The organism is Streptomyces sp. NBC_01808, from assembly GCF_035917395.1.
Lineage (GTDB): Bacteria > Actinomycetota > Actinomycetes > Streptomycetales > Streptomycetaceae > Streptomyces.
Genome location: NZ_CP109072.1, coordinates 3,112,629 through 3,137,944 on the forward strand (window position 1 = coordinate 3,112,629; position 25,316 = coordinate 3,137,944).

Below are 25,316 nucleotides of genomic sequence, written 5' to 3' on the forward strand. Positions count from 1 at the left end.
TCTGTTGGATCTCGAACCCAGAATGTCTGATAAGGGACAAATTGGGGTAAGCGACGCTCCGGCGTTGACTCGCCTGTTGGCTTGTGGTTCATTGTGTTCGATTGTGTTGGGGAACCGGACCATGACGACCGGCGGGCAGGGCAGGCCAGGGCCGAGGAAGAGGCTCCAGTGAAGAAGACGCACACGCGGCTCGCGGACGGGCGCGAGCTGATCTACTTCGACGCGCGTGACGACGCCGTCCGGGACGCGGCCGACCGCCGCCCCCTGGAGCCGACGCGCACCGCGTCGGAGGCGCGCTTCGACCCGCTGCGCGGGGAGTGGGTGGTCATCGCCTCACACCGCCAGGGCCGTACGTACCGGCCGCCCGCCGACGAGTGCCCGCTGTGCCCCTCCCGAAACGGGCGGCTGAGCGAGATCCCCGCCGACGACTACGAGGTCGCCGTCTTCGAGAACCGCTTCCCGTCGCTGACCGGCGACCCCGGCCCCGAGACCGGCGAACCGCCGTTCGTCAGCGCCCCGGGCGCGGGGCGCTGCGAGGTCGTCTGCTTCACCTCCGACCACGACGCCTCGTTCGCCGACCTCTCCCCCGGGCAGGCCGCGCTGGTCCTGGACGCCTGGACCGACCGCTCCGTGGAACTGGCCGAACTCCCCGGCGTCGAGCAGGTCTTCTGCTTCGAGAACCGCGGCGAGGAGATCGGCGTCACCCTCGGCCACCCGCACGGGCAGATCTACGCTTACCCGTATGTCACGCCGCGCACCGCGCAGATGATGCGGTGCGCCGACCTGCACCGGGCGAGGACGGGCGAGAACCTCTTCGATACCGTCGTCGCCGCCGAAACGGCGGCGGGGGCGCGGGTGGTGCTGGAGGGGGCGCACTGGGTGGCGTTCGTGCCGTACGCGGCGCACTGGCCGTACGAGGTCCACCTCTACCCGCGGCAGCGGGTGCCCGACCTGCCGGCGCTGGGCAACGCGGCGCGCGCGGAGTTCCCGGAGGTCTACCTCGAACTCCTGCGCAGATTCGACCGGATCTTCGGCCCCGGCGAGCCCTCGACGCCGTACATCTCGGCGTGGCACCAGGCACCGGTGCGGGCGCCGGGCCGCGATGACTACGCTCTGCACCTCGAGCTGTTCACGATCCGGCGAAGCCCGGGCAAACTGAAGTACCTTGCAGGCTCGGAGTCCGCGATGGACGCCTTTGTCACCGATGTGCCGCCCGAACGGGCGGCAGAGCGACTGCGAGAGGTAGCTGGCAAGTGAGTCAAGACGTGGCCGGAGGTGCCGGGGGCGGCGGGCGGAAGTATCTGGTGACCGGTGGGGCGGGGTACGTGGGGAGCGTCGTCGCGGCGCACCTGCTCGCCGCCGGGCACGGCGTGACCGTGGTCGACGACCTGTCGACCGGGTTCCGCGACGGGGTGCCGGAGGGCGCCGAGTTCGTCGAGGACCGGATCCAGCACGCCGCGAAGTGGCTGGACTCCTCGTACGACGGCGTGCTGCACTTCGCCGCCTCCTCGCAGGTCGGCGAGTCCGTCACGCACCCCGAGAAGTACTGGCGCAACAACGTCGGCGGCACCCTGGAGCTGCTCGCCGCCATGCGCGACGCGGGCGTGCGGCGGCTGGTGTTCTCCTCCACCGCCGCCACCTACGGCGAGCCGGAGTCCGTGCCGATCACCGAGGACGCCGTCACCGCGCCGACGAACCCGTACGGGGCCTCCAAGCTCGCCGTCGACCAGATGATCGGCGCGGAGTGCCACGCCCACGGGCTGGCCGCCGCGTCGCTGCGCTACTTCAACGTCGCCGGCGCCTATCTGCCCGCGCAGGGCGGCGGCCCGTACGGCGAGCGGCACGACCCCGAGTCGCACCTCATCCCGCTGGTGCTCCAAGTCGCCCTGGGGCGGCGCGAGTCGATCTCCGTCTTCGGCGACGACTACCCCACCCCCGACGGCACCTGCATCCGCGACTACATCCACGTCGCGGACCTCGCCGAGGCGCATCTGCTCGCGCTCGACGCGGTGCGCCCCGGGGAGCACCGCATCTGCAACCTCGGCAACGGCGCGGGGTTCTCCGTGCGCGAGGTCATCGAGACGGTCCGCCAGGTGACCGGGCACCCCGTGCCCGAGGTGGTTGCGCCGCGGCGGGCCGGGGATCCGGCGGTGCTGGTGGCGTCGGCGCAGGCGGCGAAGGAGCAGTTGGGCTGGCGGCCGTCGCGTACGGAGCTGGCGGGGATCGTGTCGGACGCCTGGGACTTCGCACGGCGGGGTGCGGGCGCGGGGGAAGGCGGAGGGGACGCATGACGGCTGGGGAGACGACGGCGGCGGGCCGCGACGCGGCGGAGTCTGACGCCGCCGGACCGGACGCCGCGGAGGCGGGCGCGGTGGAGGCGACGGCCGCGGCGTTCGCGGAGCTGTACGGGGAGCGGCCCGCCGGGGTGTGGGCCGCGCCCGGGCGCGTCAACCTCATCGGTGAACACACCGACTACAACGACGGCTTCGTCATGCCGCTCGCCCTTCCGCACACCACGCTGGCCGCCGCCCGCCGCCGCGACGACGGCGTGCTGCGGCTGCACTCGGGCGACGGCGAATCCCGCCTGACCGAGCTGGCCGTCGACCGCATCGACCCTCTGACGGTGGGCGGCGACCGCGGCGGCTGGGCCGCCTACCCGGCGGGGGTGGTGTGGGCGCTGCGCCGCACCGTCGACGCCTTCGCGGACTTCGCCGGCGCCGACATCCACTACGAGAGCACGGTCCCCACGGGCGCCGGGCTCTCCTCGTCGGCGGCGCTTGAGGTCTCCACCGCGCTGGCGCTCAGCGACCTGTACGGCCTGCGCCTCGACCCCGTACGGCTGGCGAAGGTCAGCCAGCACGCCGAGAACGACTTCGTCGGCGTACCCAGCGGGATCATGGACCAGATGGCCTCCGCCTGCTGCACCGCGGGCAACGTGCTCTACCTCGACACCCGCGACCTCACGCAGCGCGCCGTGCCCTTCGACCTGGCCGCGGAGGGGCTCACGCTGCTCGTCGTCGACACGCAGGTCAAACACGCCCTGGGCGACGGCGAGTACGCCGAGCGGCGGGCCGGCTGCGAGGCGGCGGCGCGGGAGCTGGGCGTAGCGGCGCTGCGCGACGTGCCGTACGCGGAGCTGGACGCCGCGCTGGCCCGGCTGACGGACCCGGCGGTGCGCCCGCTCGTCCGGCACGTCGTCACCGAGGACCGGCGCGTCGAGGAGTGCATCACGCTGCTCGACGCCGGCCGCACCCGCGACATCGGGCCCGTGCTGCTCGCCGGACACGCCTCGCTGCGCGACGACTTCCGCGTCTCCTGCCGCGAACTCGACGTGGTCGTCGAGTCGTCGGTCGCCGCGGGCGCGCTCGGCGCGCGCATGACCGGGGGCGGCTTCGGCGGCTCGGCGATCGTGCTGGCCGAGACGGACGCGGCGGACACGGTCGGCAAGGCCGTCGAATCGGCCTTTGCCGCGGCGGACTTCCGCCCGCCGCGGATCTTCACCGCCGTCCCCGGCGCGGGCGCCCGCCGCCTGGTCTGAGGCGCTCAGGCGCCCCCGCCCGGGGGCGCCTGGCGGCCGGCCGTCACTGCTTCTTGCTGCCGAACGCGAGGGCGAAGTACTCCACGTCGTCGCGGTCGCTGATGATGTCCTGCGCCAGATAGAACCGGCCGTGCTCGAATATGTACGGCACGCTGTCGCTGTAGGTCAGCGTCGCCTCGGCCTCCGCCGTGTCGTTCGGCAGCTCCAGCCAGGTCTCCTCCTTGGCGGAGCCCGGGTCTATCGCGACGATCTCGCCACCCGAGTCGTACGTCCCCTTCCGGTACGCGATGATCTTGCCGCCGTCCATCCGCAGCGGCACCATCGTCCGCTTCTCACCGGCGTCGTACTTCTTCGTCGGCTTGCCGGTGTCGAGGTCGAAGGCGACGATCTCGTTCGTGTCGCCGTAGTCGCTCTTGCCCTGGTGCTCGCGCGACGGCAGGTACATCGTGTCGCCGTCCACCGCCACCGTCGTACACGACTCGGCGCCGCCGGAGTAGTCGCAACCCGGCTTGTAGCGCGGGCCCGCGGTCTCCGTGCCCAGCGAGATCTTCGAGCGCAGCTCGCCCTCGTCGAGGGCGAAGATGTCGGTCTCGGTGGTCTTGCCCGCGCCGATCGTGATCACCGGCGGCTCGACGCTGAGCACCTGGACGCTCTGCACCCCGTCGGGCACGTCGTACGACCAGTAGATGCCGCCGGTGGCCGGGTCGACCTTCTGGACCTTCATGTCCTCGTTGAGCGAGCCGCAGAAGACCAGGCCGAGCAGGTTCGTCCCGTCGCTGGCGTAGTCGTGGTCCTTGCACTCGGTGGTGGGCTTGGTCTGCCACACCGGGTCACCGCCGGCGAGGGGGAACGCCGCGGAGCCGGAGAGTCCGGAGGCGATGACCGTGCCGTCGGCGATGGTCACGTACTCGAACTTCAGGCTCTCGTCGGCGGTCGCCACGTGCTGCTTCCACAGCTCCTCGCCGGAGTTGACGTCGAAGACCACGACCTCGGAGCACGGCGCGTAGGTGTCGTCCGGGTCGGAGACCTTGCCGTCCTGCACCAGCATGGCGGCCTTGCCGTCGTCGGTGACCGCCCGCGAGGCGCCGCAGACCAGGCCGTCGGTCGGCAGCTCCCAGACTTCCTTGCCGGTCGTGGTGTCGTACCCCTTCACGGCGTTCAGCTCGCCCTTGGCGTAGATCTTCTCGGTCGCCCACTGGCCCTCGGCGGGCCACGTCGCGCCCTCCTCTGCCTGCGGGTACGGGACGCCGAACAGCAACTCGCCGTCGGCGCTGGCGGGCTTGCTGTCGCTGACGGCCTTCTTGGCACCGCCGCCGCCACCGCCCCCGCCGCCGCCGGCCTGCGTGTCGCCGTCGCCGCGGGTGAGGAAGAAGCCCGTACCACTCGCGACCACGAGGATCGCCACCACCGCCGCGATGACCGCCCAGACGGGGACGAGCTTCTGCGCCTCCGGCTTGGCGGGCATGCCCGGGACCTGCGCCTGCGGGTAGCCGCCGGAGTGCTGCGGGGCCGGCTGGGCGAAGCTGTAGTGCTCCTGCGGCGGCTGCGGTGGCGCGGCCGGGGCCTGCGGCGGCTGCGGGGGCTGGACCTGCGAGGGCTGGGGCTGCACCGGCGGGTAGCCGTACTGCGGCTGCTGCGCGGGCTGTTGCGGCTCCTGCGGCGCGCCGAAGCCGCCGCCGGGCGCTGGCGGCGGCGGGGTCTGCGGATATCCGTAACCGGGCTGCTGCGGGTCCTCGGCGGGCGGCGGCCCGAAGCCACCGGACGGCGGCTGGCCCGGCGGCGGTGGCGGCTGCGACATTTCCCTGTCCCCCCGGATGGATGTGCGTACGAGCTGCGGTCGCGTGGCTCATTTCTACCACCCGCAGGTGACGGCCGCCGCAGCCTGTGGACAACCTCCGCGACCGGTGGCGTGCCCCCGGGCTCAGCCCGCCTCCGCCGCCTCCGCCAGTTCCAGCCAGCGCAGCTCCAGTTCCTCGCGCTCGGCCGTCAGCGCGCGCAGTTGCGCGTCCAGCTCCGCCACCCGCGCGAAGTCCGTCGCGTGCTCGGCGATCGCGGCGTGCAGGTCGGTCTCCTTGCCGCCGATCCGGTCCAACTGCCGCTCGATGCGCTGCAGCTCCTTCTTCGCCGCCCGCGCGTCCGCCGCGGACAGCCCGGCCGCCGGCCGCGCCTGCGCCTGCGGCTGCGCTCCGGCGGCGGCCTGGGCCTGCGGCTGCCGGCCCGGCTGCGTCTCGCGGATACGGGCCCGGCGGCGCAGGTACTCCTCGATCCCGCCCGGCAGCATCCGCAGCGTTCCGTCGCCCAGCAGCGCGTGCACCGTGTCCGTGGTCCGCTCGATGAAGTACCGGTCGTGGCTGATGACCACCAGCGTCCCCGGCCAGCCGTCCAGGAGGTCTTCGAGCTGGGTGAGGGTCTCGATGTCCAGGTCGTTGGTCGGCTCGTCGAGGAACAGGACGTTCGGCTCGTCCATCAGCAGCCGCAGCAACTGCAGCCGCCGCCGCTCGCCGCCGGACAGGTCGCCCACCGGCGTCCACTGCTTCTCCCGCCCGAAGCCGAACTGCTCGCACAACTGGGAGGCGGTCATCTCCCGCCCCTTGCCGAGGTCCACCCGCTGCCGTACCGACTCCACCGACTCCAGCAGCCGCCACTGCGGGTCCAGCTCGGTGACCTCCTGCGAGAGGTACGCGAGCCGCACGGTCTTCCCCGCGACGATCCGCCCGGCGGCCGGCTGCGTCTCACCGCCGGAGCGGGCGGCGTCCGCGAGCGTACGCAGCAGGGACGTCTTGCCCGCGCCGTTGACGCCGAGGAGCCCGACGCGGTCGCCGGGGCCGAGCTGCCAGGTCAGCCCCTTGAGCAGCACCCTGCCTTCGGCGCCGCCCCCGGCCCGTACGGTGACGTCCTCCAGGTCGAAGACCGTCTTGCCGAGGCGGGAGTTGGCGAACTTCGTCAGCTCCGCGGAGTCCCGGGGCGGCGGCACGTCGGCGATGAGCGCGTTGGCGGCCTCGATCCGGAAGCGGGGCTTGCTGGTACGGGCCGGGGCGCCGCGGCGCAGCCAGGCCAGCTCCTTACGCACGAGGTTCTGCCGCTTGGCCTCCTCGGTGGCGGCGATCCGGGCGCGCTCGGCGCGGGCGAAGACGTAGTCGGAGTAGCCGCCGTCGTACTCGTGGACCGCGCCGCGCTGGACGTCCCACATGCGGGTGCAGACCTGGTCGAGGAACCAGCGGTCGTGGGTGACGACGACGAGCGCGGCGCGGCGGGTGCGCAGGTGCTCGGCGAGCCAGGCGATGCCCTCGACGTCGAGGTGGTTGGTCGGCTCGTCCAGCACGATGAGGCCGGGGGTGCCGATGAGCAGCTTGGCCAGCGCGATGCGGCGGCGTTCGCCGCCGGAGAGCGGGCCGATGACGGTGTCGAGGCCCTGCTCGAAGCCGGGCAGGTCGAGGCCGCCGAAGAGTCCGGTGAGCACGTCGCGGACGCGCGCGTCGCCGGCCCACTCGTGGTCGGCCATGTCGCCGACGACCTCGTGCCGGACGGTGGCGGCGGGGTCGAGGGTGTCGCCCTGGGTGAGGACGCCGAGGCTGAGGCCGCCGGTGTGGGTGACGCGGCCGGCGTCGGGCTCTTCGAGCTTGGCGAGGAGGCGGACGAGGGTGGTCTTGCCGTCGCCGTTGCGGCCGACGACGCCGATGCGGTCGCCTTCGGCGACGCCGAGGGAGATGCCGTCGAGAAGGGCGCGGGTGCCGTAGACCTTGTCGACGGCTTCCAGATTGACCAGGTTGGCGGCGGCCATGGCGGTGCGGTGCTCCTCGCGGGGTCGGGGTGGGTTCCTCGGCGGGCGGCTTCCCAGCGTAGTTCGCGCAGCGCCGGAAGCCGCCCGCAGCCTTTCCCCCGCCCCGCTCCTTCCCGAACCCGGGAGCGCTGCTCCCGGCCCCCGGGGCGCACACCAGCCACGCTCCCGCGCCGCACCGCGCCCAGCCTCCTGGTGGAACTGCACGGTGGGACCGTGCAGTTCCACCCGAACCCGAGCGGCGTGCCAGGGAAGGGAGAGCCGGGAGCCCGTTCGGTCAGCGCAGGCGGTCGACGGCTGTGGTCGCGGTGTCCTGGAAGTCCGCCACGGGCGCGCTGGTGAAGTCGCCCATCTTGCCCCAGCGGACGACTGTGACCGTGTCGCCGTCGCGGCCCACCGCGTAGAGGGAGACGTCGTTGGCGCCGTGGTCCTGGCGGGTGTGCAGCCCCTGGACGCGGGCGCCGTCCCCGACATGGATCGTGCCGTAGTCCCGGTACTCCGCGGTACTGGCGGGCTGCTGTTCCTCGTACTCGTTCGCGTACCGCTCGATCGCCTCGTCGAGTCGCGTCGCCAGGTCGGCGGCGGCGGACTCGTCGGGCTGTACGACGGTGTACTGGGTGGCGCCGGCATCCAACTCGGTTCGAAACTCGCGGCGCTGGGGAACGTCCCCCTCCGCCAGGGTCTCTTCGAGCCAGGACGGGCCCCCGTGCTCCGGGAAGCCGGTGGTCACCTCGTCGGCAGTCCAGGGCCCGGAGGAGTCCAGGGGCAGATCGTCAGCCTCCAGGAAGCCCGGGCTCGCGGCCGTCGAGGCGTCCGCGGCGTCCGCGGTGTCCGAGCCCTCCTGGGCGCGGGGGTCGTCCTGGGCGCCGGGATCTTCCGTGGTCTCCGGCTCCTGGGGGCCTGGGGCCTCCTCGGCGTCTGGGTGGTCCGTGGTCTCCGAAGTGGTCTCGGTGCCCGTGGTGCCCGATTCGTCGTCCCCGTCCGAGCCGGTGCAGGACACAGCGGTGGCGACGGCCAAGGCCACCGCGAGGACGTTCAGGGTCACGGTCTTCGTGCGGCGCCCGGTAGGGCGGGCGTGGGTGGTCATGCGTGGGTCGTCCCTTGACTGGTGTGGAAGGTACGGGTGTTTCCGGTGTGTGGACGCCAGGAGTTTGTGAGGAGACGGTGCGCGGGGACAACCACACCGCCCGAACCCGGGACGATGGAACACCGTTCGCCCCGGTGACCTGCGTCCTCGCGCCGGCTGCAGAACGCGCGGCGCGGGCGTGTGGGAGGGTGAGAACGGTTCACACACGAGCGGGGAGTCAGGGTGAAGCAGCGGGGAAAGGCACCGGAGGCCGAGGACTTCGCCGCGTACCTGCGCCGGCTCAAGGAACGTGACGGGCGCAGTTACGGAGCCCTGGCCCGGCGGCTGAACGTCAGCGCCTCCACTCTCCACCGCTACTGCTCGGGCGCGGCGGTGCCAGCGGACTTCGCGCTGCTGGAGCGCTTCGCCCAGTTGTGCGACGCGACACCGAACGAACGGCTGAAGCTCCACCGGCTGTGGGTGAGCGCGCGGGAGTCCTGCGGGAGGCAGGAGCAGGAGCCCGCCGCGCCCGAGCCGGAGGAGCCCGAACCGAGGGAATCGAAAAAGCCCGAGCCGGGGGAGCCCCAACCGGGGGAACCGAAGGAGCCCGAGCCCGCAGCGGCGCTGCCGCCCTCGCCCCTCCGCTGGCCCAGGCGCGTCGCCGCGGCTGTGGCGGCGGGAGTCATCGCCGTCGTCGTGGTGACGTCAGCCGGGCTCCTGGCTCCGGACTCGGTGGGGGAACCGACCCCCAGCCCGGACCCGGACCCGGATTCGACGCTCGCGGGCCCGGAGCCTTACCCGGGCCTGGACGGCGCCCCGGAGCCGGCCGAGCCCACGGAACCAGGCCCTGACCCGGGGCTGGACAGCGATCCGGAGCCGCCCCAGAGCCAGGCCCCGGATGCGGGGCAGGAGCAGGGGGACGCGCAGGTGCCGCTGGACTGGACGGTGGACTCGCACGTCTGGCAAGGCGGCTGCTCCCACCGGTACGTCGTCGACCGTCCGGCTGACGAGGTGCCGGCGCCGCCCGTCCAGCAGGACGCGCGTGAGTGGGCGGAATCGCAGAGCGCGGTGCACGGCGGGGAGACCCTGGTGCGGATCTCCGTCCAAGGCCGTGACTCCGCGGCGGTGGTGCTGGAGGCGTTGCAGGTCCGGGTCATCGAACGCGACAAGCCCACTCCGGGCAACGTCTTCCACATGAGCCAGGGCTGCGGCGGCTCACTGACCCCGCGCAGGTTTGAGGTGGACCTCGACGCCGACCGGCCGCTGACCCGGTCCCGGCCCGGCGGCGACGAGGAGAGAGACATCCCCGCCCTGACCTTCCCCTACGCCGTCTCCGTCAGCGAGCCGGAGGTCCTGCTGGTCACCGCCGGCACCATGGCGTGCGACTGCGGCTGGTACCTGGAACTGGAGTGGTCGAGCCAGGGCCGCTCCGGTACGGTCCGCGTCGACGACGACGGCCGCCCGTTCCGCACCAGCGGCGTCGATACCCTTCCCGAGTACTACTACCGCAGCTCCGAAGACAGGTGGATCAGCAGCCAGTAGGTCAGCCGGTCGGTTCTCTGGTGCTCGGACCGGGAACGGCTGCGGGGTCCGGCATGGCTGACCACCCCGCGACCGTCGGCCGACAGGATGAGCTTGGGACGTGACCCGGTCGTGTGCACGCAGAGAGTGCCTTCCCGCTGTGGCGACAGAAGCCCTGGAAGCCTCATCATCCCAGCTCAGAAGGCACTTTCGCGTTCCCGCTCAAGATCCGGAGACCGCGGCAGGTGAAACGCGGAGGCCGGCCCGTCAGTCCACCACCACGGCGCCCGGGGCCGGGGCCTGGGCGACGCGGGCCTTGCGGCAGGTGCCCGACGCCTCCAGCGCCGCCGCGACCTCCGCCGCCGCCGTTTCGTCCGCCGCCAGGAACGCGCACGTCGGGCCCGAGCCCGAGACGAGGGCCGCCAGGGCGCCCGCCGTGGTGCCGGCCTTGAGCGTCTCCGCCAGGGAGGGGCGGAGGGAGAGGGCGGCGGGCTGGAGGTCGTTTCCGCCCTCGATCGCGGTCAGCGCCGCGGCGAGGCCCGCCGGGTCGCCGGAGCCCAGCGCGTCCAGCACCGCGGGGGACGGGTCCGGGTCAGGTACGGAGCGGCCCGCCGCCAGGCGGTCGAACTCCCCGTAGACCTCCGGCGTCGACAGGCCGCCGTCGGCCACCGCGAAGACCCAGTACAGCGGGCCCTTCGCGGACAGCGTCGTGAGCCGCTCGCCCCGGCCGCGCCCCAGCGCCGCCCCGCCGACCAGGCTGAACGGCACGTCGCTGCCGAGTTCCGCGCAGATCCGCAGCAGCTCGCCGGTGCCGGTCCTGGTGCCCCACAGCGCGTCGCAGGCCAGCAGCGCGCCCGCGCCGTCCGCGCTGCCGCCGGCCATGCCGCCGGCGACGGGAATGTCCTTCGCGATGTGCAGGTGGACGTTCGGCTCCCGCCCGTGGCGGGCGGCGAGCAACTGCGCGGCGCGGGCGGCGAGGTTCGAGGTGTCGGTGGGTACGGCGGCGGCGTCGGGGCCCGCGACCGTGATGCGCAGGGCATCGGCCTCGGTGGCGGTGACCTCGTCGTAGAGGCCCACGGCGAGGAAGACGTTCGCGAGGTCGTGGAAGCCGTCCGCGCGCGGCGGGCCGACGGCGAGCTGCACGTTGACCTTCGCGGGTACGCGGACGGTGACGCTCCGCGCGGCGGCGGGGGCGGGACCGGGGGCGGGCGTGGTCGATCCGGATGTCACGGCGTGCTGCTCCTCGTGGTGGCGGTCCGGTGCCGGGACTCCGCGATCCGCGCGAAGTCCTCGATGGTCAGCGACTCGCCGCGGGCCTGCGGCGAGACGCCCGCGGCGCGCAGCGCGGCCTCGGCGGCGGGCGCAGAGCCTGCCCAGCCCGTGAGCGCCGCGCGCAGCGTCTTGCGGCGCTGGGCGAACGCGGCGTCGACGGCCGCGAAGACCTCGGTGCGGGTGGCGCCGGTCGCGGGCGGCTCGCGGCGGGTGAGCGAGACGAGCCCGGAGTCGACGTTCGGCGCGGGCCAGAACACGGTGCGGCCGATGGCGCCGGCCCGCTTGACGTCCGCGTACCAGGCGGCCTTGAGCGACGGCACTCCGTAGACCTTCGACCCGGGGGCGGCGGCGAGCCGGTCGGCGACCTCGGCCTGCACCATGACCAGCGTGCGCTCGATGCCGGGGAAGGTTGCCAGCATGTGCAGCAGCACGGGCACCGCGACGTTGTACGGGAGGTTCGCCACCAGCGCCGTCGGCGGCGGCCCCGGCAGCTCGGTGACCCGCAGCGCGTCGGCGTGCAGGAGCGCGAAGTGCTCGGCGCGGCGCGGCAGCCGGGCCCGTACGGTCGCGGGCAGGGCGGCGGCGAGCACGTCGTCGATCTCGACGGCCGTGACGTGGGCCGCCGCCTGCAGCAGGGCGAGGGTGAGCGAGCCGAGTCCCGGGCCGATCTCGACCACCACGTCGTCCGGCCGCACGCCGGCGGCGCGCACGATGCGGCGGACGGTGTTGGGGTCGATGACGAAGTTCTGGCCGCGCTGCTTGGTGGGGCGTACGCCGAGGGCCGCCGCCAGCTCGCGGACGTCCGCGGGGCCGAGCAGCGGGTCCGGCTCGCCGGTGGTGGCGCTCACCGCTCCAGGTTATTCCCTGCGTCTTGGCGGACTCCTGGCGAGCCGCCGGCGGACTGTATGGCGTCGGCGTCGGCCGGGGCGTAGCCGAAGGCGCGCGCGGTGTTCGCCGCGATCGCCGCGGCCAGCTCGTCGGGGTCCTCGCCGCGCTCCGCGGCCATGGCGCGCAGCGTGAGGGGGATCAGATACGGCGCGTTGGGGCGGCCCCGGTACGGCATCGGCGTCAGGAACGGCGCGTCCGTCTCGACGAGCAGCAGCTCCGCGGGCGCGACGGCGACCGCCTCGCGCAACTGCCCCGCGTTCTTGAAGGTCACGTTGCCGGCGAAGGACATGAAGTAACCGTTTTCCGCACAGGTTTCGGCCATCGCCGCGTCCCCGGAATAGCAGTGGAATACCACCCGCTCCGGCGCCCCCTCTTCCTCAAGAATGCGCAGCACGTCGTCGTGCGCATCCCTGTCGTGAATGACGAGGGCTTTTTGCCGGCGTTTTGCCATCTCGATATGGCGGCGGAAGGAGTGCTGCTGCGCGGCGACGCCTTCGGGGCCTGTCCGGTAGTAGTCGAGGCCGGTCTCGCCGACGCCGACGACCTGCGGCAGCGCGGCGAGCGCGTCGATCTCGCCGAGGGCCGCCTCCAGCCCCGCGCCCAGCCGCGGGGCCTCGTTGGGGTGCAGGGCGACGGTCGCCCACACCGCGTCGTGCGCGGCGGCGGTCTCCGCGGACCAGCGGGACCGCTCCACGTCGCAGCCCACCTGGATGAGCGTGGTGACGCCGACCCGGGCGGCCGCGGCCACCGCCTCGGCGACCGTGCCGTCCTGCATGTCGAGATGGGTGTGCGAGTCCGCCGCGGGGTGGCCGAGCGGCTCGGGCGGCGGCGGCGCGGACGTCGCGTCCGCGCCGCCGGAGGTGTGCTGAGCCATGCCGGGGACTCTACTGGCCCGGTACGACAACGCCGTGCGGGGCGGTGACCGCCCGGGGCCTGCCGGGGTCCCCGCGGGGTCAGGTACGGCGTGAGCGCTGCCGCACCGACTCGACGGACCGGACCTGGCCGGCGCGCATGATGCGTACGACGTGCTCGCCGCAGTTCAGGCACGTGGGCCGGGTCAGCGGCGAGGGCACCCGCTCTCCGTCGGTGTGGTACGTGACGAAGGGCCGGCCCTTCGAATCGACGTGGTGGTGTATCTCGTAGCTCTGCTCCCACCCGTGCCCGCACATCATGCAGGCGAAGGCATATGACTCGATCACTGGCTCGGGTTCGGACATTGGCTGCTCCTCTTGTCCATGTGAGGGACAAGTCGCCGGAACGCATCCCCTATTCCAGTGGACACCCATTCGGCGCGGCCCGCAGCCGTCCATACCATCAATTGAAGGAGTTTTGATCCGGCCACTCTGAGTTGTTTGCCGAATTTTTCGCGGCCACCACCGCATCGAACACGTCGCGCTTGGGTACCCCGGCGTCCCGGGCGACCGCCGCGATGGCCTCCTTGCGCCCCTCCCCCGCCTCCTCACGGATGGTGACCCGGCGCGCCAGCTCCGTGGCACCGGGCCGCTCGCGGTCCACGGGCGCGCCCTCCACGACCACCGTGACCTCGCCGCGCACGCCCTCGGCCGCCCAGTCCGCCAGCTCCCGCAGCGGGCCGCGCCTGACCTCCTCGTACGTCTTGGTCAGCTCCCGGCACACGGCGGCCCTGCGGTCCTCGCCGAAGACCCCGGCCATGGCGGTGAGGCTGTCGGCGAGCCGGTGCGGGGCCTCGAAGTACACCAGGGTGCGCCGCTCGGCCGCCGCCTCCCGCAGCCGCGCGAGCCGCTCCCCCGGCTTGCGTGGCAGGAAGCCCTCGAAGCAGAACCGGTCCACCGGCAGCGCGGAGACCGCGAGCGCCGCGAGCACGGCGGAAGGACCCGGCGCGGCGGTGACCGTGATACCGCGCCGTACGGCGGCGGCGACGAGGCGGTAGCCGGGGTCGGAGACGGAGGGCATGCCGGCGTCGGTGACGAGCAGGACGCGCGCGCCGCCGGCCAGCTCCTCGACGAGATCGGGCGTACGGGCGCTCTCGTTGCCCTCGAAGTACGACACGACGCGGGCCGTCGGCTGCACCCCGAGCGCCTGCGTCAGCCGGCGCAGCCGGCGGGTGTCCTCGGCGGCGATGACGTCGGCGGCGGCCAGCTCGGTCGCCAGCCGCGGCGGGGCGTCCGCGGGGTCGCCGATGGGCGTGCCTGCCAGTACGAGGAGTCCACTCACGTCCCCATCCTGTCGGATGGCACCGGCAGGCCGCGAGGACGGGTCCCGCCGCAGGTCCGCGGCGGGGTCCCGGGCGGGGCCCGCGGCGGGTCCGTGGCGGGCGCCCTCGGCGGTCCGTGGCCGGGTCCGCGGCGGCGGGCGGTCCGCCCGGGGTGTACGGGCCGTGCGGCGGCCGTACGGGCGGCTCCCGGCCGGTTCGGATCAGTCCGGCCGTGCCCGGGACGCGCGCGCCTAGGATGGGCCCCCGTGAGCAGTGACACCGTGACGCAGCCCGCGCAGAGCCGGTCCGCGCCCGCCCCCGCGTGGCAGCGGCGGCTCCGCGCGTTCGGGTACGTGCCGCGGCGCGAGTCCGGCGTCACGGAGCGGCTGGTGCCGCCGTACCGGCGGTCCGGGGCGCGGCTGCTGCAGGTGATGGGCGTGCCCGCGGTGACGGCGATGCGGGTGGCGCGGCTGGGCGCGTGGGGCGGGCCGCTGCTCGTGGCGCTCTTCGCCGGCCTGCTGCGGTTCGTGAACCTGAGCAGCCCGCGCGCGGTGATATTCGACGAGACGTACTACGCGAAGGACGCCTGGTCGCTGCTCCAGCTCGGCTACGAGGGCAGTTGGCCCAAGGACGCCAACGACAAGCTCCTCGACGACCCGCAGGTCATCCCGCTCAGCGAGGATCCCGGCTACGTCGTCCACCCGCCCGTCGGCAAGTGGATGATCGCGCTCGGCGAGTGGGCGTTCGGTCTGGACCCCTTCGGCTGGCGCTTCGTCACCGCCCTGCTCGGCACGCTGTCGGTGCTCATGCTGTGCCGTATCGGCCGCCGGCTGTTCCGCTCCACGCTGCTCGGCTGCCTGGCGGGGCTGCTGATGGCGGTCGACGGCCTGCACTTCGTGATGAGCCGCACCGCGCTGCTCGACCTGGTGCTGATGTTCTGGGTGCTGGCCGCGTTCGGGTGCCTGCTCGTCGACCGGGACCGCGCACGGGAACGGCTCGCCGCCGCGTTGCCGCGAGGGCGGCCGGACGACGCGGTGGCCTCCGGGCTGCGGCTCGGGGCGCGGCCGTGGCGGCTCGCCGCCGGCGTGTGCATGGGGCTCGCGCTGGGCACCAAGTGGAACGCGCTGTTCATCCTCGCCGCGTTCGGGCTGCTGACGGTGCTGTGGGACGCGGGCGCCCGCCGTACGGCCGGTTCCCGCCGCCCGTACGCCCGCGCGCTGCGCCTCGACGTGGTGCCTGCGTTCGTCTCCACGGTGCCGGTGGCGGCGGCCGTGTACGTCGCCTCCTGGACCGGCTGGTTCGCCTCCGACAACGGCTACTTCCGCGGCTGGGCCGAGGACCGCGACACGGCGTTCCCCTTCATCCCCGATGCCGTGCGCAGCCTGTGGCACTACCACGCGGTGGTCTACAGGTTCCATGTCAACCTCGACTCCGGCCACACCTACGACTCCAACCCGTGGAGCTGGCCCGTGGTCGGCCGGCCCGTGTCGTACTTCTGGGACGACCCGCGCCCGGGCTACGACGGCTGCCCCGCCGACGCGACGGAGAACTGCGCCCGCGAAGTCCTGGCCCTGGGCACCCCGCTGCTGTGGTGGCTGGGCGTCGCCGCCGTCGTCTACGCGCTCTACCGCTGGGGCCTGCGCCGCGACTGGCGCGCCGGCGCGATCCTGTGCGGTCTGGCGGCCGGCTGGGTGCCGTGGCTCTTCTACCAGGAGCGCACGATCTTCCTCTTCTACGCCGTCGTCTTCCTCCCGTACCTGTGTCTGGCGGTGACGATGATGCTCGGCGCGATGGCCCGCGCCGGCACCGCCGCCCTCGCGGGCACGGGCACGTCCGCGGCCGGACCCGGCACGGCCCAGCCCACCGAATGGCGCAGAGCCGCGGGCGTGGTCGCGGCGGGGGTGCTCGTCCTCCTGGTGCTCTGGAACTTCATCTACTTCTGGCCGATCTACACCGGTGAAACGATCACGCGCGACGCCTGGGAGGCGCGGATGTGGCTGGGGAGTTGGGTCTGAGCGCGAGCGCGACGGGTGGGCGTCCCTGCGGCAGGTGGCTTAATGTGCTTGACGCAGGGTCGAAATGGTCTCGGGGCGCGCAGAGGGAGCACGGCAGATGGCGGGCAGCCACCGGCGCAGACGCGTCGGATCAGGTGCGTCGGCGCGAGCGACGCGCACCCGGATCGCAGTAGTCGTCGGAGTCGGTGCCGCGGTCGTCGGTGCGGCGGGGTTCGGCGCGTACAGCCTCTTGGAGGACGACAAGGCCGAGAGCAGCGGCAACGCGCTGTCGGCGCCGGCCTCATCCGATCCGGTGAAGACCGGGCCGCCGGGTCCCGGGGAGACCGCCAGGGCGGCGGGGGCCTTCCTGGCCGCCTGGGCGGGCGGCGACACGGAGACCGCGTCCGGGATGACGGACGACAGGAAGGCGGCGCTGCGCGGCCTTGACTCGTACCGTGAGGACGCGGGCGTCGAGAAGGTGAAGCTGACCCCCGGCCGGCCGGAGGGCACGAAGGTGCCGTTCAGCGTCGACGCCCGGGTGACCTTCGGGGACAACGTCAAGCCCTGGGCGTACAGCTCGGCACTTGAGGTCGTACGGGACGAGAAGACCGGCGAGCCAGAGGTCGTCTGGGACCCGTCCCTCATACATCCCAAACTCGGCGAAGGCGAGCGGCTGCGCACCGGTTCGACCGAGGCACCGCCGATCAAGGCACTGGACCGCACCGGCGCCAGGCTCGACCCCGAGGAGTACCCCTCGCTCGCGCCCGTCATCGCGGACCTGCGCGAACGTTACGGCGCGAAGGCCGGCGGCAAGGCGGGCGTCAAGGTCTGGACCGAGCCGGCCGACGCGCCCAAGGGCGACGAGAAGAAGGACGAGAAGGACGACGACAAGGCGGGCACGCCCGAGACCCTTCTGGTGCTCTCCAAAGCCAGGCCCGGCACGCTGCAGACGACGCTCGACGCGGCCGTGCAGGAGACCGCGGAGGAGGCCGTCGCCAAGCAGGGCGGCGCGGCGCTGGTGGCGCTGCAGCCGAGCACCGGCCAGATCCTCGCGGTCGCCAACCAGGTCCCCGACGGCCACAACACGGCGCTCCAGGGCACGCTGCCGCCCGGCTCGACGATGAAGGTCGTCACGGCCTCGATGCTGATGGACAAGGGTCTGGCCGCACCCGACAGGCCGCACCCCTGCCCGCGGTACAAGGCGTACGGCGGCTGGGAGTTCGAGAACGTCGGCGACAACTCGTTCACCATCCAGGGCGGTACGTTCACGCAGTCCTTCACCGCCTCCTGCAACACCGCGTTCATCTCGATGGCGGAGAAGCTGGAGAACGACGACCTGACGAAGCAGGCCAGGGACGTCTTCGGCATCGGGCTCAACTGGCAGACGGGCGTGACCACCTTCGACGGCTCGGTGCCGGTGCAGTCCGGCGTGGAGATGGCGCTGTCGCTGATCGGCCAGGGCGGCGTCCGGATGAACCCGCTGACGATGGCGTCGGTGTCCGCGACCGCGAAGTCCGGCGTCTTCAAGCAGCCGCACCTGGTGCCGCAGGCGTTCGACGGGCGGCAGTTCGCGACGGCGCCGAAGAGCATGAAGGCGTCGACCGCGCAGTCGCTGCGGGACCTGATGGAGGAGACGGCGAGGACCGGTACGGCGGCGGGGGCGATGAGCGGGCTGACCGGGCAGGTGGGCGCGAAGACCGGCTCCGCGGAGATGGGCGGCCAGGAGGAGACGGACGCCTGGTTCACCGCGTACCGCGGGGACCTGGCGGCGGCGGCCACGGTGCCGAACATCGGGCACGGCGGTGAGTTCGCGGGCCCGCTGGTGCGGGACGTGCTGGCGGCGCACGGCGGCTGAGGCGCAGGTTCACCGGGACCCGGCGCGGGGCGCCGGGTCCCGGCGTGCGGAATGTGTTCGCGTGGCCCGTACACCGGGCGTTAACGTCACCTCCATGACGACAGCCGACACCGCACACCCGCTCTTCGCCGCCGCCCTCGCCGAACTCGGCCTGAGCGTCCCGGTACGCCGCTTTCCGGACGCCACCCGCACCGCGGCGCAGGCGGCGGAGGCCATCGGCTGCGAGCTGAGCCAGATCGTCAAGTCCCTGATCTTCGCGGCGGACGGCGTACCGGTGCTGGTCCTGATGGACGGCGCCTCGCGGGTGGACACCGAGCGCGTACGGGCCGAGCTGGGCGCCGCGGGCGTGCGCCGGGCGGACGCGGCGGTGGTGCGCGAGGCCACGGGGTACGCCATCGGCGGCGTACCGCCCTTCGGGCACGTGACGCGCATGACGGTGCTCGCCGACCGCGGGCTCCTCGACCACGGCGAGGTCTGGGCCGCCGCGGGCGACCCGCACACCGTGTTCCCCATGGCTCCCAAGGACCTCGTCGCGCATGCGGGCGCGCGGGTCGCCGACGTGTCCGAGGTGCGCGAGCCCGGGGTGTGACCCCCCTCATAGCCGCGGCGGTCCTCGCGGCCGCCGTGATGCACGCCTCGTGGAACGCCATCGCCCATGGCTTCAAGGACCAGTTGGTCGTCTTCGCGCTGATCGGCGTGGGCGACGTGCTGATCGCCGGCACCGCGGTGTTCTTCGTCCCGATCCCGGACGCCGGCGCCTGGCCGTGGCTGCTGGCGTCGGTCGCGATCCACCTCGTGTACATGACGCTGCTCATGCAGTCGTTCCGGCTGGGGGACTTCGGGCAGGTCTACCCGATAGCGCGCGGCACGGCCCCGCTGGTCGTCGCGGCGGTGGCGCATCTCTTCCTCGGCGAGCGGCTGGGCCTGTGGCAGACCGCGGGCGTCGCGGTGGCGTGCGCGGGCCTGAGCGGCATCGCCCTGTGGGGGCTGCGCGGCAAGGACACCCGCCCGCACTGGCCGGCCCTGGCGGCGGCGTTCGCGACGGGCCTGTCCATCGCGGCGTACACGATCGTCGACGGCGTCGGAGTGCGCGCCTCCGGCAGCGCGATGGGCTACACGGCCTGGCTGGTCCTGCTGATGGGCCCGTGGATCCCGCTGGCGGCGCTGGTGCTGCGCGGCCCGGGGATGGTGCGCGAACTGGCGCCGGTGGCGGTACGCGGGCTGCTGGGCGGGGCGATCTCCATCACGGCGTACGGGCTGGTGCTCTGGGCGCAGACGCGCGCCCCGCTTGCGCCGATAGCGGCGCTGCGGGAGTCGAGCATCGTGGTGGGCGCGGCGATCGGGGCGGTGTTCCTCAAGGAGCGGTTCGGCGGGCCGCGGATCGTGGCGGCCTGCCTGATGGTGGCGGGGATCGCGCTGGTGCTGCTCCCGGCGTAGCCGGGGCGTCCCGGGGGTGTGACGAGTACGCAACAGGGGTTATCCACAGGGGTTTTTTCCGCGGGCGTTCGCCTTCAGGATGGAATCTCCGCAACACCGGCAACGGGGGATGACCATGACAGTGCTCGAAGAAGGGACCAAACGGCAGTCCGGGCAAGCGTCGGACCGGCATGCGCCGCGGCGCCACCTGGGCGCGTATCTGACGGCGGCGGTGCTGCTCACGGCCCTGGGCCGCACGGTGATCGTCTGGATCTACTACGACTTCGACTATGTGAACACCGAGGCCGGGGACTTCCTCAAGGCGCTGTACGACCCGCGCATCATTCTGGAGCCCGAGCTGTTCAGCCCGTACGTGTGGGCGTTCACGGTGGCGTTGATGGTGACGGGGCTGGTCGCGGCGCTGAACCGGCGGGCGGGGCGGGGGGCCGCGCTGCTGTGCGGGTTCGTGATGTTCGCGACCGCCGCGCGCGAGCTGATCGGCCTCGCGTCGAGCGACCAGTTCCGTCAGTGGTACATCGGGGGCAATGACCTGGAGGTCGCGATCATCGCGAGTTGGTCGATGGTCCTGCTGTTCTCGGCGACCGTCGTCGTGCTGATGCTCCGGGCGGGCGACCGGCCGGCCACGGGCTCGGCGGGGATGCCGGCGCAGGGGTCGCAGCTCTACGTGATCGCCGGGGGCCTGATGGTCGTCCTCGGACTGGCGCTCGTCGGCTGGATCGTGCGCATGCTGACCCGGGAAGAGGCCGACAAGGGTTCGTACTTCAAGGGGCTGGTGGACGCCGGCGAGAATCCCTACCCGGTGCTCGCCGGCTCCGGGGAGTTCTGGGCGGCGGTGTTCCCGGTGGCGCTGCTGGTGCTGGGCGTGCTGGCGCTGATGCGGCGGCCGGTGGTGCGGGGCGCATCGATCACTCTTCTCGGGGTGCTGCTCTACCTGTACGTCCGCCAGATGATCGGCATGACGATCACCGACTACCCGGACGACGTGGCGGACGGGAACCGGATCCCCTTCCCCGGCTGGGACGTGTACACCGAGGACACGGAGGGCTGGCTCAACCTGGCCACCTATGTCGGCGGCGCGCTGATAGCCGTCGTGGTGATCGCGATGATGCTGCGCGCGCCGGAGGCGGCGGCCGGGGCGGACGCGCCGCCGGTGGCGGGCGGTTACGTACCGCCGCAGCCGGTGGGGCAGCCCGCGCCGCAGGCGCCGCCGCAGCCGAGGGCCCATCCGCCGTACGACGCGATGCCGCAGGCGCCGACCATAGCCGCGCCGCCGCCCCCGGCCGCGCCGCCGCAGGCGCCACCGCCGCCTGCCGGTCCGCCGCCCGCGGGCTGACGGGACCGGGGCTGACCGGACGGGGGCTGACCGGCGTGGTGCGGGTCAGACCGGGCGTACCGTGTCGCCGAGGCGTACGGTGCCGGGGTTCAGGACGTCGGCGCCCACGCCGATGCACATCCCGCGGTCCGCGGTCAGCGTCTTGAGCACGCGGCGGTCCTCCGGCAGGTCGCGCTGCGCCATCGTGGTCATCACGCAGCGCTTCATGCGCTTGACGACCCGCAGCCGCACCTCGTCGCCCACGGCGATCTCCCGGCCCACCCAGTCCTCCTCGATCCAGGGTTCCTCGGTGTCCAGAAGGATGTTCTTGCGGAAGCGGCGGGCATCGGCGGGTTCGGTGTCGCCGAGTATCAGGCCGAGCGCGTGCAGGGAGGCGGTGCCGATGAGCGTCACGCCGCAGTCGTCGTAGTGCGAGACGGCGTCCTCGCGGGCCAGCCGGGCGTCCACGCCGAGCAGTTCGGCGAGGTGGGCGTCGTCGCGCAGGCCGGATCCCTCGGGGGTGACGACGTGCGGGCGGGCACTGCCGGGGTCGTGGGCGGCGGCGTAGGAGGCGGAGAAGTGGAGCAGGCCCTCGGTGCGGCGGAAGCGGCGGGAGTTCTTGCCGCTGCCGAGCTTGCCGTCGCCGTAGGTGACGGCCCAGAGGCGGTCGCCGACCGTGCCGCGCTCGTCGATGACGAGTTCCGGCAGCCGTTCGCCGAGCATCGACTTGACCGGGAAGCGCCGGAGCATGGCGACGGTGGGGTCGGACGGTTCCGGGGAGGGCGGCGGAGCCGGTATGGCGGGCGGGAGTTCGGGCATGCCTCGGACCCTATGCCCGTCCCGGGCGAAGCCGAAGGGTGTTTCCAGGCCGTACGCGAGCGGAGGCGCGACCGGGTGCGCGCCCGGCCGCCGCCCCCGCGCCGGGCCCGGCGACGGCACGCGGTCCGCGCCCGCCCGCGGCCGCGGCGACGGCGCCCGGTCCGCCGTGGCGCCCGCCGCCCGACTTGCCGTGTCCCCGTACGCCCCGAAACATGGAGTTTGTGACAGCCGGTTCCGACAGCACCGCCGCGCCCGGCCCCGGCCTGCCCTACCTGCGCTTTCCCCACCTGCACGGCGACCTCCTCTGCTTCGCCGCCGAGGACGACCTGTGGCTCGCTCCCCTGCCCGCCCCCGGCGCCAAGCCCGAGCGGGGCTGGCGGCTGACCGTCGACCGCACCCGTGTCGGGCACCCGCGGTTCTCGCCGGACGGGCGGTCCATCGCGTTCACCAGTTGGCACAGCCTCGACGCCGAGATCCACGTCGTGTCCGCGGAGGGCGGCGGGGCCCGGCGGCTGACGTACTGGGGCAGCCCCGACACCCGGGTGTGCGGCTGGACGCCGCCGGGCAGCGGCGAGGACGGCGAGGCGCAGATCCTCGCGGTGTCCTCGCAGGGCCAGCCGCTGTCGTACCAGACCTGGTCCTATCTGGTGCCGGCCAACGGCGCCCCCGGGCGCCGGCTGCCCTGGGGCCCGGTCGACGACATCGCCGTCGCGGAGCTGTCAGGACACCGCAAGACCCTGCTGCTCACCGGCCGCCCGCCGCACGAGCCCGCCGCCTGGAAGCGCTACCGCGGCGGGGCCACCGGCCGGATCTACCTGCACGGCCGGCGGCTGCTCGCCGACCTCGGCGGGCACGTGGAGTGCGTGATGTTCGTCGGCCCGCCGCCCGCCGCGCGGATCGCCTTCCTCTCCGACCACGAGGGCGTCGGCAACCTGTACTCCTGCCTCCCCGACGGCACCGACCTGCGCCGGCACAGCGACCACGCCGAGTTCTACGCCAGGAACGCCGCCACCGACGGCTACCGGGTGATCTACCAGTGCGCCGGCGAGCTGTGGCTGGCCGAGGACTTCGGCCCCGCCGGCCAGCCCCGCCGCCTCGACGTGCGCCTCGGCAGCCCACGGGTCGGGCGGCGGCCGTACCAGGTGGCCGCGCAGAACCACGTCCAGGGGCTGACCGTCGACACCACAGGACGGGCCAGCGCCGTTGCGGTGCGCGGCGCGCTGTACTGGCTGACCCACCGTGACGGCCCGGCGCGCACGATCACCGAGACCCCCGGCGTCCGCATCAGGCTGCCGGAGATGCTGGGCGACACCAACCGCGTCGCGTACGTCACGGACGCCGCCGGCGAGGACGCCATCGAGATCGCCGACCTGCCCCGCACCGGCGCCGTGGGCGAGCCGCTGCGGCTGGCGGCCGGGAAGCTGGGCCGGGTGCTGGCGCTGGTGCCGTCGCCGGACGGCCGGCACATCGCGATCGCCTCGCACGACGGCCGGCTGCTGCTGGTCCGGGTGCCGGAGCGGGTGCACGCGGACGAGCGGATGTCGGCGGAGGTGGCGGAGCAGTTCGCCGAGGCGGTACGGGCCGCGGAGGAGCTGTCGCCGGCGGAGGCGGCCGGCGACTGCCAGCTCACGGAGCTGATCCGGTCGGTCAACGGGCCCGTACGCGACCTGTCGTTCTCACCGGACTCCAAGTGGATCGCCTGGGCGCACCCGGGCATCGGCCGCTCGCTGCGGCAGATCAAGATCGCCCGGGTCGCGGACCGGACGATCGTGGACGTCACGGACGGCAGGTTCGAGGACGAGGAGCCGGTGTTCACGCGCGACGGCCGCTATCTGGCGTTCCTCTCCTGGCGCGGCTTCGACCCGGTGTACGACGTGCACACCGGCGACCTGTCGTTCCCGCTGGGCTCCCGTCCGTACCTCGTACCGCTGCATCCCGCGACGCCCTCGCCCTTCGCGCTGTCCGCCGAGGGCCGGCCCGCGGCCGGCGGGATGGACCCGGTCGGCCCGCCTTCGGCGGAGGCGGGCGCGAACTCCGCGGTGCTGGTGGAACCGGAGGGGCTGGAGAGCCGGGTGACGCCGATTCCGGTGCCGGCGTCGAAGTACTCCTCCCTCGTGCCGGTCGCGGGCGGCGGGCTGGTCTGGCTGCGCTGGCCGATCTCCGGGGCGCTCGGCGAGACGTTCGCCAACCCCGCGGACACCTCGGGCCGGCCGACGCTGGAGCACTTCGACATCTCCACCGCCCGGCTCACCGAGCTGACGTCGCTGGTGACGGAGATCGCCGTGAGCGGCGACGGCAGCCGGCTGGTCGCCAACGACGGCGGCTCGCTGCGCGCGATCCCGGCGAACGGCCTGGCGGACGCGGACACCACCGTCTACATCGACATGCGGCGCGTGTTGCACACCGCGGACCCGGTGGCCGAGTGGCACCAGGCGTACGACGAGGCCGGCCGGGTCATCCGCGCGTACTTCTGGGAGCCGCACATGTGCGGCGTCGACTGGGACGCGGTGCTGGCGCAGTACCGGCCGCTGCTGGACCGGGTGGCCTCCCCCGACGAGTTCGCCGACCTGCTGCGCGAGGTGCTGGGCGAGCTGGGCACGTCGCACGCGTACGTCACGCCCGCCCGCCGCAACGAGGGCCCGCCGCACTACCAGCGGCCCATCGGCTTCCTCGGCGTGAACTTCGTCCGCACCCGCGACGGCCGCGGCTGGGCGCTGGCCCGCATCCTGCCCGGCGACTCCTCCGACACCCGCGCCCGCTCCCCGCTGGCCGGCACCGGCATCCCGGACGGCTCGGTGCTCACGCACGTCGACGGCCGCGCGGTCGACCCGGTCACGGGGCCGTACCCGCTGCTGGAGGGGGCGGGGGGCACGTCGGTGGAGCTGACGTTCGCGGCCGAGGGCGGCGGCGGGAGGCTGCGCCGGGTGGCGGTGGTGCCGCTGGTCGACGACCGGCCGCTGCGCTACCAGGACTGGGTCGCGGCGCGCCGCGCGGTGGTGCACGAGCTGAGCGGCGGGCGCTGCGGCTACCTGCACATCCCGGACATGATCGGCAGCGGCTGGGCGCAGTTCAACAGGGACGTGCGGATGGAGATGAACCGCGAGGCGCTGATCGTGGACGTACGGGGCAACGCGGGCGGGCACATCAGCGAGCTGGTGCTGGAGAAGCTGACCCGCACGATCATGGGCTGGGACCTGACGCGCAACGCGCAGCCCGTCTCGTACACCTCGACCGCGCCCCGCGGGCCCATGGTGGCGCTGGCCGACGAGGCCACGTCGTCGGACGGCGACATGATCACGGCGGCGTTCAAACTGCTCGGCCTCGGCCCGGTGGTGGGGCTGCGGACGTGGGGCGGGGTGGTCGGGATGACGGGCCGTCACCGGCTGGGCGAGGGCACGGTGATCACGGTGCCGATGAACGCGGCCTGGTTCGACGAGTACGGCTGGGGCGTGGAGAACGCGGGCGTACCGCCCGACGTGGTCGCGGAACGCACGCCGCTGGACTGGGCGGAGGGCCGCACCTCCGAGCTGAACGTCGCGGTGGCCACCGCGCTCGACCTGCTGCGCGAGCACCCGGCGGCGGCGCCGCCCGACTACACCGACGTACCTGACCGCAGCCGGCCGCCGCTGCCCCCGCGCACGCGGCGGTCGTAGAACACCCGGG

19 protein-coding genes are annotated in these 25,316 nt (G+C 73.5%); 10 read left to right on the plus strand and 9 right to left on the minus strand.

The window, feature by feature from the left end:
• Positions 1-168 precede the first annotated feature (168 nt).
• The 3 genes from galT to galK are packed head-to-tail and all read left to right on the plus strand — an operon-like array spanning position 169 to position 3,538.
• Positions 169-1,257, plus strand: coding sequence for a galactose-1-phosphate uridylyltransferase (gene galT, locus OG946_RS13265; protein ID WP_326796312.1), 1,089 nt, complete (start codon positions 169-171; stop codon positions 1,255-1,257).
• Complete coding sequence (gene galE, locus OG946_RS13270; RefSeq protein WP_326796313.1) at positions 1,254-2,291, plus strand: UDP-glucose 4-epimerase GalE; 1,038 nt, start codon at positions 1,254-1,256, stop codon at positions 2,289-2,291. Before galT ends, galE begins: the two co-directional genes overlap by 4 nt.
• Entirely contained in the window at positions 2,288-3,538 is a 1,251-nt protein-coding gene (galK, locus tag OG946_RS13275; RefSeq protein WP_326796314.1) for a galactokinase, read from the plus strand. The genes galE and galK overlap by 4 nt, the downstream gene beginning before the upstream one ends.
• 43 nt (positions 3,539-3,581) lie before the next feature.
• Here the strand turns inward: galK and OG946_RS13280 are convergent, their stop codons facing one another.
• The 3 genes from OG946_RS13280 to OG946_RS13290 form a co-directional block, all read right to left on the minus strand.
• Positions 3,582-5,336: an outer membrane protein assembly factor BamB family protein gene (locus tag OG946_RS13280; protein WP_326796315.1), complete on the minus strand. Its 1,755-nt coding sequence runs from the start codon at positions 5,334-5,336 to the stop codon at positions 3,582-3,584.
• 123 nt (positions 5,337-5,459) lie between these two features.
• On the minus strand, positions 5,460-7,319 hold the full coding sequence (locus tag OG946_RS13285; RefSeq protein ID WP_326796316.1) for an ABC-F family ATP-binding cassette domain-containing protein: 1,860 nt from the start codon (positions 7,317-7,319) through the stop codon (positions 5,460-5,462).
• A 274-nt stretch (positions 7,320-7,593) separates the two neighbouring features.
• Positions 7,594-8,403, minus strand: a complete 810-nt coding sequence (locus OG946_RS13290) for a hypothetical protein (RefSeq protein ID WP_326796317.1) — start codon at positions 8,401-8,403, stop codon at positions 7,594-7,596.
• Between the two features lie 222 nt (positions 8,404-8,625).
• Here OG946_RS13290 and OG946_RS13295 point away from each other — a divergent pair, with 222 nt between their 5' ends.
• Positions 8,626-9,924 (plus strand): transcriptional regulator, encoded by a 1,299-nt coding sequence (locus tag OG946_RS13295; protein WP_326796318.1) that lies wholly within the window; start codon positions 8,626-8,628, stop codon positions 9,922-9,924.
• Positions 9,925-10,170: 246 nt separating this feature from the next.
• On the opposite strand, the gene OG946_RS13300 is transcribed toward OG946_RS13295, so the two are convergent.
• The 5 genes from OG946_RS13300 to rsmI all read right to left on the minus strand — a co-directional run bounded on the left by OG946_RS13300 (position 10,171) and on the right by rsmI (position 14,256).
• Entirely contained in the window at positions 10,171-11,133 is a 963-nt protein-coding gene (locus OG946_RS13300) for a 4-(cytidine 5'-diphospho)-2-C-methyl-D-erythritol kinase (protein WP_326796319.1), read from the minus strand.
• Complete coding sequence (rsmA, locus tag OG946_RS13305; RefSeq protein WP_326796320.1) at positions 11,130-12,023, minus strand: 16S rRNA (adenine(1518)-N(6)/adenine(1519)-N(6))-dimethyltransferase RsmA; 894 nt, start codon at positions 12,021-12,023, stop codon at positions 11,130-11,132. The genes OG946_RS13300 and rsmA overlap by 4 nt, the downstream gene beginning before the upstream one ends.
• Positions 12,020-12,937 (minus strand): TatD family hydrolase, encoded by a 918-nt coding sequence (locus tag OG946_RS13310; RefSeq protein ID WP_326796321.1) that lies wholly within the window; start codon positions 12,935-12,937, stop codon positions 12,020-12,022. The genes rsmA and OG946_RS13310 overlap by 4 nt, the downstream gene beginning before the upstream one ends.
• A gap of 79 nt (positions 12,938-13,016) precedes the next feature.
• Complete coding sequence (locus OG946_RS13315) at positions 13,017-13,280, minus strand: hypothetical protein (RefSeq protein WP_047016192.1); 264 nt, start codon at positions 13,278-13,280, stop codon at positions 13,017-13,019.
• Positions 13,281-13,377: 97 nt separating this feature from the next.
• Positions 13,378-14,256, minus strand: coding sequence for a 16S rRNA (cytidine(1402)-2'-O)-methyltransferase (rsmI, locus tag OG946_RS13320; protein ID WP_326796322.1), 879 nt, complete (start codon positions 14,254-14,256; stop codon positions 13,378-13,380).
• 246 nt (positions 14,257-14,502) lie between these two features.
• Between rsmI and OG946_RS13325 the strand changes: the two genes are divergently transcribed.
• From OG946_RS13325 to OG946_RS13345, 5 genes are all read left to right on the plus strand, one after another.
• On the plus strand, positions 14,503-16,251 hold the full coding sequence (locus tag OG946_RS13325) for a dolichyl-phosphate-mannose--protein mannosyltransferase (RefSeq protein ID WP_326796323.1): 1,749 nt from the start codon (positions 14,503-14,505) through the stop codon (positions 16,249-16,251).
• Between the two features lie 97 nt (positions 16,252-16,348).
• Positions 16,349-18,085, plus strand: coding sequence for a penicillin-binding transpeptidase domain-containing protein (locus tag OG946_RS13330; RefSeq protein WP_326796324.1), 1,737 nt, complete (start codon positions 16,349-16,351; stop codon positions 18,083-18,085).
• A 94-nt stretch (positions 18,086-18,179) separates the two neighbouring features.
• Positions 18,180-18,674, plus strand: a complete 495-nt coding sequence (locus OG946_RS13335; protein ID WP_326796325.1) for a YbaK/EbsC family protein — start codon at positions 18,180-18,182, stop codon at positions 18,672-18,674.
• Positions 18,671-19,522, plus strand: coding sequence for an EamA family transporter (locus OG946_RS13340; protein WP_326796326.1), 852 nt, complete (start codon positions 18,671-18,673; stop codon positions 19,520-19,522). Before OG946_RS13335 ends, OG946_RS13340 begins: the two co-directional genes overlap by 4 nt.
• Positions 19,523-19,637: 115 nt before the next feature.
• Positions 19,638-20,855, plus strand: coding sequence for a hypothetical protein (locus tag OG946_RS13345; RefSeq protein WP_326796327.1), 1,218 nt, complete (start codon positions 19,638-19,640; stop codon positions 20,853-20,855).
• A gap of 45 nt (positions 20,856-20,900) precedes the next feature.
• Here OG946_RS13345 and OG946_RS13350 read toward each other — a convergent pair whose 3' ends face one another.
• On the minus strand, positions 20,901-21,653 hold the full coding sequence (locus OG946_RS13350; RefSeq protein WP_326796328.1) for an MOSC domain-containing protein: 753 nt from the start codon (positions 21,651-21,653) through the stop codon (positions 20,901-20,903).
• A 212-nt stretch (positions 21,654-21,865) separates the two neighbouring features.
• On the opposite strand from OG946_RS13350, the gene OG946_RS13355 reads away from it, so the two are divergent.
• The gene (locus tag OG946_RS13355) at positions 21,866-25,306 is read left to right on the plus strand and encodes a S41 family peptidase (RefSeq protein ID WP_326796329.1); all 3,441 of its coding nucleotides are present in this window, start codon (positions 21,866-21,868) and stop codon (positions 25,304-25,306) included.
• Positions 25,307-25,316 lie beyond the last annotated feature (10 nt).